Raw genomic sequence first — 12,642 nt, 5'->3', positions numbered from 1 at the left:
GCCGCCGCATCGCGCAGACGTCTTGTTTTTGGTCAATATTAAGCTTGTGTAAAGTTGGGCGCGAAGCGGGCAAAACTGGCTGGGCGGCTGCGGGTAACGCGGGACAATATCCAATCCGTTATTTTTGCAGTCCACCCCTGAACGTGCCTGCGCATGACGCCCCACCACGCTACGCCTTCGGTTTACTTCGACAACGCCGCCACCACCCCCCTGGATCCGGAAGTACTGGACGCCATGCTGCCCTTCCTGAAGGAGCACTTCGGCAACCCCAGCTCTATCCACGGCCACGGCCGCAAGGTGCGCGCGGCCATCGAAAACGCCCGCAAGACCATTGCCCACCTGATTGGCGCCGCGCCGGCCGAAATCAGCTTTACTTCGGGCGGCACCGAAGCCGACAATTACGCCGCGTTTGGCTCCATCCGCACGCTGGGCCTGAAGCACGCCATTACCTCCAAGCTGGAGCACCACGCGGTGCTGCACACGCTGGAGGCGCTGGAAAAATTGGGCGAAATTGAGCTGAGCTTCGTGCGCTTCGACGAACAGGGCAAGCTGGACCTGGAGCACCTCGACGAGCTGCTGGGCACGCACACCCGCTCTTTCGTGAGCCTGATGCACGCCAACAACGAAATCGGCAACCTGAACGACATCGAGGCCATCGGGCAGCTGTGTCGGCAGCACGGCGCCATCTTCCACACCGACACGGTGCAGACCATGGGCCACTACCGCCACGACGTGCGCCAGCTGCAGAACCACTTCCTCGTCGGCTCGGCCCACAAGTTTCACGGACCCAAAGGTTCGGGCTTCCTGTACACCGCCTCGGGCCTGCAGGTGCAGCCGCTGATTCACGGCGGGGCGCAGGAGCGCAACGTGCGCGCCGGCACCGAAAACGTGTACGGCATCGTGGGCTTGGCCAAGGCGCTGGAAATTGCCTACCGCGACATGGCCGAGCACCAGCGCTACATTCAGGGGCTCAAGGACCGGTTTATCGAGAAGCTGCGGGCTGAAATCGAGGACGTGCAGTTCAACGGGCTGTCGGCCGACGCCGAGCAGAGCCTGTACACGGTGCTGAGCGTGAGCTTGCCACCCTCGGAGTTCAACGAGATGCTGCTGTTCAACCTCGACATCAACCGCGTGTCGGCCTCGGGCGGCTCGGCCTGCACCAGCGGCTCCAACATCGGTTCGCACGTGCTGACAGCCCTGGGCTGCGACCCGCAGCGCGGCGCCGTGCGCTTCTCCATGAGCAAGTACAACACGGCCGAGGAAGTGGATTACGCCGTGGAACAGCTGGCCAAGATGTACCGACCACAGATTGCACGGATGCATTAACGGATAAAAACGGATTCGTTCTGGCGTACCGCCGGCACTTAACAGCGAAGCCACGTTTCACCGGGAAGCGTGGCTTCGCTGTTAAGTGCCGACGGCAAATTGTGGACAGCCAGAACGAATCCGTTTTATCCGCCCCTGCATCCGTCAGCCATCTGTGGTCCTTAGTAGCTGCCCGTGGCCCCGCCGCCGCCCGAGTGCCCGCCGCCAAACTGCACGCCGGCCGGGGCCGCATCCGGCGCGGAATGGGCCGTTTGGGCCACCACCAAGGATTCAAGGTTGAGTTGTTGGTCTTCGGCTTCGTCGGGGGCGGAGGTGAGGCCGTGGCGCGCGGGGTGCAGGTAGCGGGTAGCCCACACCGCCAGGGCGGTGAGGAAGGCGCCGGCCAGGGTGGCGGCCGTTTCGGCGGGCAGCAGGCTGCGGTAGTAGCGCAGGGTGAAAACGGAAAACGCCGCCGTGAGCAAGCCCAGCCACAGCCAGGTGCGGTCGGGACGGCGCAGGCCCTGCACCAGGTACAGCAGCGGAATAGCCGCCGTGAGCAGGCAAAACAGCCAGGCCAGCGGAATCTGCGGCGACTCCGGCGCGTAGCCGGATAGCAGGGCGGCGTTGCCTTCGCGCACGGCCCAGTAATTGACGGCCAGGTAGGCCGTGCCCAGGGCCAGGCCGCGCAGCCAGGCGAGGCAGCGGCGGTAGTACAGCCGGTCGGGGCGGCGGAGCTGCCGGGTAAACCAGGCGTAGGCACCGGCCGAAGCGGCGCCGAGGACGAACGGTAGCAGCAGCGTGCCGAAGGGCAGGGCCAGCAGCACGTTGCCCAGCAGGAGCAGGGCGCAGAGGTAGGCCACGACGGCCACGAGCACGTCGGCGTAGCGCAGGGTAGCCAGCACCAGCAAGGCCAGGATGAGCAGCAAAACCACCGTGAGGCTGGCGGTACCGGGGCCGGGCTCCTGGTCGAGCTTCTCGAAAACCACGTAGCCAATCAGCGTGACCAGGCCCAGCAGCTCCAGGTAGAGCAGGGCGTTGTCGGCGCCGGAGTGGTAGAGCCGCTTGCGGCGAATAACCAGCTCCAGCACCACCGCGCCGATAAGCAGGCAGGGAATCAAGGTGCCGAGGAAGTCGAACTGCGTTGTCATGCCCCAGAAGCCTACACTGGCCAGGGCGCCCAGCACCGTGAACAGAAACAGGCCGATGCGCAGAAACAGGTGCGGGCGGTAGAAATCCAGCGGGAAGCGGGCTTCGACGGCGGCCAGCTGCTCGGCCGTGAGCAGGCCGCGGCGGTGCCAGCGCCGGGCCTGGGCCTGCAGGGCTTCGTGCCGGGGCCAGTCGGGGTTGTAGGCGTGCAGGCTCATTTCAGGCGCAGAATCTTCTTGATGTTCAGAAACAGCCACACCACGCCGAAGGCCGACAGCGGGATGTAGAGCAGCATGAGCGTAAAGCCGGCCTCATTGAACCCGCCGACGGCGTCGATGAGCCGGACCAGCGTGTAGGTGACGGCCACGTAGGCGTAGCCCACGCCCATGAGCAGCAGCAGGTAGGAATGGGTGCGCCGGGCGTACCACACCAGGGCGGCGCACACCAGCAAAATCAGCGGCACCAGCACCAGGGGCGGCAAACCCGCGTCATCGGGCGTGAAGGCGAGCAGGGTGGCGGTGGCGGCAATGAGCAGCAGGTTGCTGCCCAGCGAAAGGTAGGTGAAGGCAAAGTGCGCCTTGCGGCCGTGCTGTTCCGACAGCAGGCCCGCCGCCATCAGCCCCAGGCCCAGCAGCATGGCCGCCGTGCTCAGCCGGGAGTGCCAGAAGTCGTTGGTGACGAAGGCCGACAGCGGCTGAATGCTCACGCCCACCCAGGCGGCCAGGGCGGTGATGCCCATGGCCAGCACCCCGCGGTGGTCGAAGCGGTAGGCCAGGGGCAGAAACACCAGCGCCGGCAGCAGCGTGGCCAGCCCGTAGCGCGTGCCGAAGACGCCGTACTGCACCTGCAGGTAGGTTTCGAGGCTGACGAAGAGCAGGCAGCCGAGCAGCAGGGCGTAGTCGGGCAGAAAGCCGGCTTTAGGGGCTTCGGCCCAGGTGAAGGGCTGCCGGTGCCGGAAGGCGTAGCCCAGGCAAAGCAGCATCAGCCCGGCAATGCCGGCCACCACCACGCCGTGGCCGATGTAGTCGATGTTCTCATAAATAAGCACGCCCAGGCCGCCGCTGAGCGTGACGATGCCCAGGTACAGCACGAGGCGCAGCTCGCGGTGCAGGGAAAAGGGGCGGCGGGCCTCGTCGGCGCGGATGAGGGCGGCCTGTTCGGGCGGCAGCAGGTGCTGGGCCTGCAGCTCGGCCAGGATGGATTCGGGGGACATAGACGGCAACGGCGGTTGGGGCCGTAAGTAACGCGTTCGGGGCGGGACTTATATGGTAGCGTTTGCGCGGCGTTCCGGCTCATGGTCGGCAGGATTAGCGCCGGCCTATCTATTTTGGCCCCGGCTGCGTATGGCAAGCCCATACGTTCCGCTCGTCTGCAACCTGGCACTATGGCTGAAATCAACATTCAACGAAAGAAAAAACGGCTCAGCCCCTGGCCGCTCATCGTGGCGGTGCTGGTGGTGCTGGCCCTGGGCGCGTGGTTCCTCGTCAGCCGCGACCGGGGCCCGGCCGCCGCGCCCGAGCCTGGGGCGCCGGCCGCCACCCCCGCCGATACCGTGAGCGTGCCCAGCGGCGACGCGGCCACGACCACCAACCCCGACGCCCCAACCGGTGACCCGTCGGTGGGTGCGCTGGCCGGCGAAGGTGCCGCCGCCGACGACACCGGCGCCGAGCCCGCCGACTTCTACGCCTTCGTGGCCGACGACCCGACCAGCAGCACCTACGCCCGCCGTGGGCTGGGGCTGCTCACCAACGTGCTGGTGGGCCTGGCCGACCGCACCGATTTGCGCAACCCCGCCGTGGAAGAAAAGCGCAACGACCTGACCAGCGCCACCAGCCGCGTGGCCGATGGCGGCTCCCTGCGCCCCGGGCTGGTAGCTGCCGCCGAGCTGATGCAGGAGATGCAGCGCCGCGGCTACGCCACCCTGGAGCGCGACGTGAAAAAACTGGTGGACCAGGCCGCGCAGCTCAGCGGCCGCACCGCCACCGCCGCCGAGCAACAGGCCACCCAGGAGTTTTTTCAGCAGGCCGCCAACGTGCTGCGCGTGCTCGAAAAGCCCGCCGCCTAGCCCGGATTACCTCCTAACGCGAAGTCAATGGAAACTACCCCCGTCCCCAGCGCCGAAGGCATGCACCTGACGCGCCTGCGCGATTTGCACGATTTTGAAGTAGCCGACGGCAGCCCCGACGTGCGCGGCTGGGCCGTGCGCGGCGCCGACGGCAAGCGGTTCGGCGACGTGCACGAGCTGATTGTGGAACCCGCCGCCATGAAAGTGCGCTACCTCGACGTGGAGCTGGACGCCGGCCTGAACATCAACCAGCACGAGCGGCACATCCTGGTGCCCATCGGGGCCGCGGCACTGGATGACGACGGCGACAACGTATTCGTGCCCGCCCTGACCAGCGAATCGGTGCTGAACTACCCGCCCTACCAGGAAATCAGCATCAGCCGCGACTACGAAGAGGCCATGCTACGCGCCCTGAGCCTGCCCGTACCCACCCGCGAAGCCCAGTCACCCTTCTACGACGGCCCCGGCTACGACGAGCAGCACTTCTACCACCGCCGCCGCCCCAGTGAGCTGCCCAGCGCCTTTCGCCCCCGCCCCGACGTGAACGTGCCGCCGAAAGGCGAGCTGAACTAGCCGCGGCATACGGCCTCCCGCTGCCGCAACGCCGGATGTTGAGCGTCGGCCGCCGATGCAAGAAAATGCAGGCCTGGCCAGCAAACGTAAGATGCCGCTACGACCTATCGTAAGCCCATCTTACACGCGAAAGGTGCCGATACGACTTCTCGTAGTGCCATCCGACACGCGTCGGATGCTGATACGACTGCTCGTGGTGCCATCTTACACGCGTAAGATGCCGTTACGAGTAGTCGTAAGGCAGGATTACAAACGTAAGATGCCGTTACGGCTACTCGTAACAGCATCTTACGTTTGCTGGCTGGTCCTCTTTTTGGCGGGAGGCGCCCCGGTGGGAATAACTAGAAAAACACCTTCCGCAGGGCCCACAGGCTCCAGATGATGACCATCAGGCCCACGCCCAGGAACATGAAGCGGGTGGAAATGCGGCCGGCTAGGCGGGCGGCGAAAGGCGCGGCGGCCACCCCGCCCACAATCAGCCCCAGCACCACCTGCCAGTGCGAAATGCCGATGGTAGCGAAGAAGGTGAGGGCGCTGGCGAAGGTGACGAAGAACTCCGTCAAACTCACCGAGCCGATAACGTACTGCGGCGTGCGGCCCTGCGAAATGAGCGTGCTGGTAACCAAAGGGCCCCAGCCGCCGCCGCCGAACGAGTCGAGGAAGCCGCCGGCGCCGGCCAGCCAGCCCACGTGCTTCACCTTGCGCTTGCGCAGGTCGGGCTTGCGGAAGGCTTTGGTGATGATGCGCACGCCCAGCAGCAGCAGGTACGCGGCCAGCACCGGCTTGACGTAGCCGGCGTATTCCTCCCCGAGCTTCGAGAGCAGGAAAGCCCCGCTCACCGCGCCCAGGATGCCCGGAATCAGCAGGGCCCGGAACAGGCGGCGGTTCACGTTGCCGAAGCGGTAGTGGTTGTAGCCCGAGGCGCCGGCCGCAAACATTTCGGCCGTGTGGATGCTGGCGCTGACAGCCGCCGGGTTCAGCCCCAAGGACATCAGGCTGATGGCCGTAACCACGCCGTAGCCCATGCCCAGCAGCCCGTCGACGAGCTGGGCGGCGAAGCCCACGGCCATGAAGATGTAGAAGGTGCGGGCATGGCTGACCACGCCCCAGACCTCGGGCCAGGTGTAGTAAATCGACAGCACGTTGATGCCCAGCAGCAAGGCAAAAGCCATCAGCGAAAACGTGGCAATGCGCCGCCACATCGTCGTTTCGGGCGACTCGGCCAGCTCGGCCGTCACCTCGTTCAGGGCCCGGACTTTCTGCGAAAAGTCGCCGGCCAGGCGGCTGCGGATGACGCCCATGTGCTGCAGCACCGAGTTCAGCTCGTCGGGCAGCACCTCGCCCAGCACGTCGCGCAGGCGCTTGGCCACCGTCGGCGACTTGCCGTTGGTGCTGATGGCCACTTTCAGGTCGCCTTTCTGCACGATGGAGCCGAGATAGAAGTCGCACTCGTCGGGCGTGTCGGCCACGTTGGCCAGCAGGCCGTGGCCGGCAGCTTCCTGCTTGATGCGGCTGTTCAGCGCCCGGTCGTTGGTGGCGATGAGCACCAGGTCGTGGCCGAGCAGGTCGGTGAGCTGGTAGGGCCGCTCGTGCAGCTGCACGGCGGGGTGCTGGGCCGCCAGCGTGCGGATTTCGGGGGAAATAGCCTCGCTGACCACCGTAATGCTGGCGGCGGGGCTGTTGCGCAGCATAGCCGTGAGCTTTTCGAGGCCCACGGCGCCGCCGCCCACCAGCAGCACCCGCAGGTGCTCCAGCTTCAGAAACACCGGAAACAGCGTGTTGCCGGCCTGGGGCGCGGGGCGGTCGGCGGGTGGGCCGGTGGCCAGGTGAAGCGGCAAAGCGGATGAACTCATGCAGCGTGGAAGTTTTGGCCGTGGGTAGTGGGCTGAACGTAGCCTTGGCGGATGACAAAGTCGCCGAAGCGTTCGGCGGGCAGGCGGTCTTGGGCGTAGGCGGCCAGCAGCGGCGTCAGCTCCCGGATGATGCCGTCTTCGTCTAACATCTCCCGGTAGAGCTTGTTCAGCCGCTCGCCGCTGTGGCTGGCGCCGAGGTAGAGGTTGTAGCGCCCGACGGCCTTGCCCACCAGCCCGATTTCGCCGAGGTAGGGGCGGGCGCAGCCGTTGGGGCAGCCGGTCATGCGAATCTGAATGCCCGCGTCGGCCAGGCCATGGGCCCGGATAACGGTATCGAGGCGGTCGAGGAGCTGGGGAAGATAACGTTCCGCTTCGGCAAAAGCTAGTGAACAAGTATTTAGGGCCACGCAGGCCAGCGCGCCAAGGCGCAGCGCGGTCCGCTCGATGGTCGGGCCCAGCACGCCGTACCGGGCCAGCACCTGCTCGATTTGCGGGCGGTGCGCCGGCTCGATGTTGGCAATGATGAGGTTCTGGTTGCCCGTCAGCCGGAACTCGCCGGTGTGGAAGCCGGCCACTTCGCGCAGAGCGGTTTTGAGCTGCACAGCGTCGGTATCCTTCACCCGGCCGCCTTCCACAAACAAACCCAGGTGCAGCTTGCCATCTGGGCCCTGCATCCAGCCGAAATTGTCGCTCGACGTCTCGAAGCGGTAGGCGCGGGTGGGCTCCAGCGCGTACCCCAGGCGCTGCTGCAGCTCGGCCACGAACGTGTCGAGGCCCACGCGGTCGATGGTGTACTTCAGGCGGGAGAACTTGCGGTTCTGCCGGTTGCCCCAGTCGCGCTGAATCGTCACGATTTTCTCGCACACGTCGACTACCTGCGCCGTCGGCACGAAGCCGATGAGGTCCGCCAGCCGCGGGTAGGTGTCCGGCATGCCGAACGTCATGCCCATGCCGCCGCCGATAGCCACGTTGAAGCCCACCAGCCGGCCGTTTTCTTCGATGGCAATCAGGCCGATGTCGTTGGCGAAGATATCGGTGTCGTTGTAGGGCGGCACGGCCAGGGCAATCTTGAACTTGCGCGGCAGGTAGGTCTTGCCGTAAATCGGCTCTGCGTCCTCGGCCGGCTCGGTCGAGAGGTGCTGCTCGCCGTTGAGCCACAGCTCCCAGTAGGCGGTAGTCTGGGGCGTGAGGTGCGCGCTGATCTGCCGGCTCACCTCATACACCTCGGCGTGCAGCTGCGACTCGTGCGGATTGGCGCCGCACATCACGTTGCGGTTCACGTCGCCGCAGCCGGCAATGCTGTCCATTAGTACCGCGTTGAAGCCCTGGATGGTCTGCTGCAGGTCGCGCTTGAGCACGCCGTGGAGCTGAAAGGTCTGGCGCGTGGTGAGCTTGAGGGTGCCGTTGGCGTACTCGTTGGCGAGGTCGTCCATGCGCTGCCACTGCTCGGGCGAGGCCACGCCGCCGGGCACGCGCACCCGGATCATGAAGGAGTAGAGCGGCTCCAGCTTCTGGCGCTTCCGCTCACTTTCCAGGTCGCGGTCGGTTTGCTGGTAGGAGCCGTGAAACTTGATCAGGTGAGTGTCGTCGGGGTAGAGGGCACCCGTAATCGGGTTCTGCACGCTCTCGCGCAAGGTGCCACGCAGGTAGTTGCTGGCATCCTTGACGTGCTCGACTTCGGAAAGCTGGGACTTGTCGGTCATATCGGTGGGCGGAAGCAGGTTCCGCGGAAAGTTGGATGGTGGAGGCAGGTGGGCCGGGGCAGTGGGGCTATCAGGAGCCGCTGATGCCGGCCGGCGGAATTGGGGGAGCGGGCGGCACGGCGGCCGGTGCGGGGCGGAAATCCAGGTTGTGGAAGTAGAAAACCCGGATGGTGTGCTGATTGCGGTAGGTGCTGCCGGCGGGCAGCTGCTGAAACAGGTGCATGTAGCCCAGGTGCAGCTGCGCGTGTTTGCTGACCTGGTACACCACCCCGGCGAAGGCGCGGTTCTGGTCGAAGTAGTTGTAGCGCACTTCCTTGCCCAGGTTCACCATCAGTTCGTCATTTAGCAAGAACTGCAGGCCGCCGGGCTCGAACTTGCGCCGGGTCAGCGGCAGGAACAGGGCCAGGTTGTAGCGGGTGCGCCAGTTGAAGTCGAACTCGTCGGTGCGCTCATTGCTGACGATGTGGCGCCGGAACCGCTCTTCCAGCCGCACCCACTGCGTCAGCCGGGCCTGCGGAAACTTCGTGAACCACTGCACCTGCTGCCAGGGCCGGTGCTCGGCCTGCCCGATGGTGCGGGCCCCGTCGGGGAAGTGGTGCACGTAGGCGTAGCCGCCGGTCAGCCGCACGTCGTCGGTGAGGTAGTAGGTCAGTCCCACGCGCGCCACCGTCTGGTACATGTCCTGCACGAACCGGTCGTGCAGACGCAGGTGTAGGTCGGTCCAGGTGCCCCAGCGTTGGGAGAAGCGCGTCTGGTTGAACACGCCGAGCCAGGTTTGCTGCTCGCGCACAAACTGCTTCTGGGCCCGTACGGCCGGGGCCGCGAGCAGCAGAAGAAGCGTGAAGGAGAGAAAAAGGCGTTTCATCTGGGTAGAGCGGTAAGTCGTCTGTCATCCTGAGCGCAGCAAAGCGGAGCGAAGGACCTTCCTCAAGCCCTGCACTGCTGGGTTGAGTCTTGGTGACGACGCTCTGACGTCAGGGCGTTGGTGGTTGCGCTTGGAAGTAACTGCGGGGTGCGAGGAAGGTCCTTCCTTCGTCAGGATGACGTTCTTATTTGCTGCGTTTTTCGTTGTAAACCCTTTTCTCTAGCGCAGCACCGTGCCGTCGAAAGTCAGCGCCACGTAGTACAGCCCGCCGATGGTCGGGCCGGCGGCGTACTGGATGTAGCGGTTGTTGAGCAGGTTGGCCCCACCGACTTTGATGGTCGACTTCAGCGCCGGCACCCGCACGTTCACCTGCGCGTCGACGGTCTGGTAAGCGGGCACTTGGCCGTTGGCCAGCGGGCTTTCCCAGTAGAAGGAAGTCTGCCGGCGCCACACCACGTTGAAGCCCACGTTGCGCACCACCTCGCGGTTGCCGAAGGTCACGTTGGTTACCCACTTCGGGGTGTTGAAGCCCGTCACGAAGATGTCGGCCTCGTCGTTGGCCGACAGCGCGTTGTAGCTCACGTTGCCGCCCAGGGTAAACTTCTGGATGACGTTGTAAGTCAGGCCTAGCGTCGAGCCGTAGCTGTGGTAGTCGTTGCGGGCGTTGGTGTACACGCGGTAGCGGTCCTGGCGGGCGGCGCGGTTCGTGTTCAGCGCGGCCAGCACGGCATCGTCGCTGCCGACCTGCACCTGCTGGCCGTTGGCGTCCTTGGGCACGCTCACTTCCACCTGGCCCAGGAAGCCGGAGTAGATGTTGTAGTAGGCATCCACGTCGAGGGACAGGCGGTTGTCGAGCAGTACGCTGCGGTAGCCCACCTCGTAGGCATTGATTTGCTCGGGCTGCTCGGTGGGCAGGTTGCCGACCTGCAGCAGGGAGCGGATTTCGGGGCGCAGCGCGGCCTGGCTGGCCGTGGTGCCGGCGTTGGCGGCCACGTAGGCATTCACGGCCGCGTTGAACTGCGAAATCGAGGTGAGGGTGTAGGAGTTGTCGAGGTAGTTCAGGCCCTCGTTGACCCGGGCCAGGCCGCCCACCCGGCGCACGTTGCCGTTGTTGACGAACGACAGGGCCTCAAACAGCGAGGGGAAGCGCCAGCCGTTCTGGTAAGAGGCGCGGAAGTTGTGGTTCTGCTGGGCCCCGGCCGAGTACACGGCCGCCACCCGCGGGTTGAGCTTGGGGCTGAACTCGGGGTTGTAGTCGAGGCGCAACGAGCCGGTGAGCTTCAGCCGGTCATTGAAGAGCAGCTTGGTGGCCTGGGCGAAGCCACCGATTTTCTTGTAGTACTGGTTGGCACCGCCGGGCTGGTTGCGCTCCGCCAGCGGCCGGCCGAAGTCCACGAAGTTATTGCCGTCGGGCCGCACGGCGTAGAGGCGGGCGTCGGCGCCGAGCACCACGTCCACGAACTTTACCCGCGGCCCCAGGTTCCAGAGCGCGTCGGCGTGGTAGGTGTGGCTGCGCTGGGTGAGGGCCGCCCCGCCGGGGATGGGCGCGCCCGGCACGTTCACGCCGCTGTCCCAGTTGTTGGTGCGGGTAATCTGGTTTTTCAGCGCGTTGAACTCCGGCGTGCCGGGCTGGGCGCGGCCGGCATCAGCTACCGTGCGGGCGGCGCGCATGGCGTCGGCCAGGCTGGTGCCGTTGTTGATCTGGCTCAGCAGCTCCGTGCGGAACTTGCCGCCCCACACCGCGTTCGAGCCGTTCTGCAGGTCCAGGTTCAGGGCCAGCGGGTTGAGGTTGTAGGAGTCGCCGGTGTTTTCGATGAGCATGTAGCCGCGCAGGGTAAAATCCTGCCCGCGCAGCTCCAGCTTGTGGTTCTGCACCGTCACGCCGTCGAGCTGAATCTTGTTGCCGCGCTGAAACACGCCGTCCATCAGCCCGAAGCGGTAGCCGTAGCTCAGCTCCATTTTGTCGGTGAGCTTGTAGTGCAGGCTGGCGTCGGCCTTGATGTTGCGCACGATGGGGTTGGTCAGGTCCCGCTCGTAGTAGCCGGTGCGGCGCACGTTGAAGGTTTCGTTGCGGCCGTTGTAGGGGATGGTGATGCTCACGTTGCCGGCGTTGTCGTCGCCGTAGCGGTTCCAGAGGTCGGCCGCCGGGTTGTTCGAGCCGCTCAGCTCCGGGAAGCGCGGGTTGGCCGACGAGAGGTTCTGCGGGTTCTGGTCGGTCTGGGTGTTGGCCAGCCAGTCGGTGCCGCGCAAATAGCTCAGGTTTACCTTGTAGGCCCAGCGCTGGGCGGGCCCCAGCGTCTGCGCCCAGCGCACGGCCGTTTCGGTCAGCACGCTCGGGTCCCGGTCCTTGCCATCGACGTGGTTGACGCCCAATTTCTGGTACACGCTCAGGCCCTGGTAGGTGAAGGGGCTCTTCGTCGTGAGGTTGGCCATGCCGTTGATGGCATTCATGCCGTAGAGGGCCGAGGCTGCGCCGGGCGTAATTTCCACCGAGGCCACGTCCAGCTCCGTCGGGCCGATGGCGTTGCCCAGCGGCACTCCCAGCGTGGCGGCCTGCATATCCACGCCATCCACCAGCTGCATAAAGCGGAAGTTGTTCGGGATGTTGAAGCCGCGCGTGTTGGGCACCTTGAAGGTCAAGGACGAGGTCGTCATCTGCACGCCCTTCACGTTTTCCAGCGCGTCGTAAAAGCTCGGCGCGGGTGTTTCCTTGATGGCCCGGATGTCCAGCTTCTCGATGGCCACCGGCGACTTCAGCCGGCTTTCCTCCACCCGCGACGCCGATACCACCACCTCATTGGTCAACACCGCCTTGGATTCCAGCCCGACGGTAATCGGCGTCTTGGCGTCCAGAATGCTGATTTCCTTGGGCTCGTAGCCAATCATGTTAAACACCAGCACGAAGGGAAACTGCAGCTTGTCGCGCAGCTGAAACTGTCCGCTGGCGTCGCTGACGGTGCCGGTCGTGCCGCCCTTGATGCTCACGCTCACGCCGGGCAGCGGCTGCTGCGTGCCGGCTTCGCGCACGGTGCCTTTGATGGCAAGTATCTGCTGCTGGGCCGCAGCCGGGGCGGTAGCGGCCAGCACGGCGGCAATAGCCAGCCAGGATGAAGCGTAGTGCTTCTTCATAAT

General features: G+C 65.5%; 9 protein-coding genes. 3 read left to right on the top strand and 6 right to left on the bottom strand.

Annotated features, from left to right (window positions below; all coding sequences use genetic code 11):
• Nucleotides 1-153: 153 nt before the first annotated feature.
• On the top strand, nucleotides 154-1,326 hold the full coding sequence (locus EJV47_RS01935; protein ID WP_126691451.1) for a cysteine desulfurase family protein: 1,173 nt from the start codon (nucleotides 154-156) through the stop codon (nucleotides 1,324-1,326).
• 161 nt (nucleotides 1,327-1,487) lie between these two features.
• Here the strand turns inward: EJV47_RS01935 and EJV47_RS01930 are convergent, their stop codons facing one another.
• Nucleotides 1,488-2,669 (bottom strand): hypothetical protein, encoded by a 1,182-nt coding sequence (locus EJV47_RS01930; protein WP_126691450.1) that lies wholly within the window; start codon nucleotides 2,667-2,669, stop codon nucleotides 1,488-1,490.
• Complete coding sequence (locus EJV47_RS01925) at nucleotides 2,666-3,664, bottom strand: DUF2157 domain-containing protein (protein ID WP_126691449.1); 999 nt, start codon at nucleotides 3,662-3,664, stop codon at nucleotides 2,666-2,668. The genes EJV47_RS01930 and EJV47_RS01925 overlap by 4 nt, the downstream gene beginning before the upstream one ends.
• A gap of 171 nt (nucleotides 3,665-3,835) precedes the next feature.
• On the opposite strand from EJV47_RS01925, the gene EJV47_RS01920 reads away from it, so the two are divergent.
• A complete protein-coding gene (locus tag EJV47_RS01920; RefSeq protein WP_126691448.1) occupies nucleotides 3,836-4,516 on the top strand; it encodes a hypothetical protein in 681 nt (226 codons plus the stop codon).
• 27 nt (nucleotides 4,517-4,543) lie between these two features.
• Nucleotides 4,544-5,089 carry a PRC-barrel domain-containing protein gene (locus EJV47_RS01915; protein ID WP_126691447.1) on the top strand — a complete coding sequence of 182 codons (546 nt, stop codon included), beginning with the start codon at nucleotides 4,544-4,546 and terminating at the stop codon, nucleotides 5,087-5,089.
• Nucleotides 5,090-5,430: 341 nt separating this feature from the next.
• Here EJV47_RS01915 and EJV47_RS29030 read toward each other — a convergent pair whose 3' ends face one another.
• From EJV47_RS29030 to EJV47_RS01895, 4 genes are all read right to left on the bottom strand, one after another.
• Nucleotides 5,431-6,942, bottom strand: a complete 1,512-nt coding sequence (locus tag EJV47_RS29030; RefSeq protein ID WP_126691446.1) for a TSUP family transporter — start codon at nucleotides 6,940-6,942, stop codon at nucleotides 5,431-5,433.
• Nucleotides 6,939-8,645, bottom strand: coding sequence for an NADPH-dependent assimilatory sulfite reductase hemoprotein subunit (locus EJV47_RS01905; protein WP_126691445.1), 1,707 nt, complete (start codon nucleotides 8,643-8,645; stop codon nucleotides 6,939-6,941). The genes EJV47_RS29030 and EJV47_RS01905 overlap by 4 nt, the downstream gene beginning before the upstream one ends.
• A 70-nt stretch (nucleotides 8,646-8,715) precedes the next feature.
• On the bottom strand, nucleotides 8,716-9,510 hold the full coding sequence (locus EJV47_RS01900) for a DUF2490 domain-containing protein (protein WP_126691444.1): 795 nt from the start codon (nucleotides 9,508-9,510) through the stop codon (nucleotides 8,716-8,718).
• 219 nt (nucleotides 9,511-9,729) lie between these two features.
• A complete protein-coding gene (locus EJV47_RS01895) occupies nucleotides 9,730-12,639 on the bottom strand; it encodes a TonB-dependent receptor (RefSeq protein WP_126691443.1) in 2,910 nt (969 codons plus the stop codon).
• Nucleotides 12,640-12,642 lie beyond the last annotated feature (3 nt).

It is taken from the genome of Hymenobacter gummosus (assembly GCF_003970915.1).
Taxonomy (GTDB): domain Bacteria; phylum Bacteroidota; class Bacteroidia; order Cytophagales; family Hymenobacteraceae; genus Solirubrum; species Solirubrum gummosum.
Note: the sequence above shows the minus strand (reverse complement) of the source record. Positions and strands in the feature narration are given on the sequence as shown.

What these genes read in the sequence shown, in the direction of transcription:
- EJV47_RS01925 (WP_126691449.1), bottom strand. Translation starts at nt 3,664, where the DNA reads ATGTCCCCCGAATCCATCCTGGCCGAGCTGCAGGCCCAGCACCTGCTG.
- EJV47_RS01905 (WP_126691445.1), bottom strand. Translation starts at nt 8,645, where the DNA reads ATGACCGACAAGTCCCAGCTTTCCGAAGTCGAGCACGTCAAGGATGCC.
- EJV47_RS01920 (WP_126691448.1), top strand. Translation starts at nt 3,836, where the DNA reads ATGGCTGAAATCAACATTCAACGAAAGAAAAAACGGCTCAGCCCCTGG.
- EJV47_RS01900 (WP_126691444.1), bottom strand. Translation starts at nt 9,510, where the DNA reads ATGAAACGCCTTTTTCTCTCCTTCACGCTTCTTCTGCTGCTCGCGGCC.
- EJV47_RS01895 (WP_126691443.1), bottom strand. Translation starts at nt 12,639, where the DNA reads ATGAAGAAGCACTACGCTTCATCCTGGCTGGCTATTGCCGCCGTGCTG.
- EJV47_RS01930 (WP_126691450.1), bottom strand. Translation starts at nt 2,669, where the DNA reads ATGAGCCTGCACGCCTACAACCCCGACTGGCCCCGGCACGAAGCCCTG.
- EJV47_RS01935 (WP_126691451.1), top strand. Translation starts at nt 154, where the DNA reads ATGACGCCCCACCACGCTACGCCTTCGGTTTACTTCGACAACGCCGCC.
- EJV47_RS01915 (WP_126691447.1), top strand. Translation starts at nt 4,544, where the DNA reads ATGGAAACTACCCCCGTCCCCAGCGCCGAAGGCATGCACCTGACGCGC.
- EJV47_RS29030 (WP_126691446.1), bottom strand. Translation starts at nt 6,942, where the DNA reads ATGAGTTCATCCGCTTTGCCGCTTCACCTGGCCACCGGCCCACCCGCC.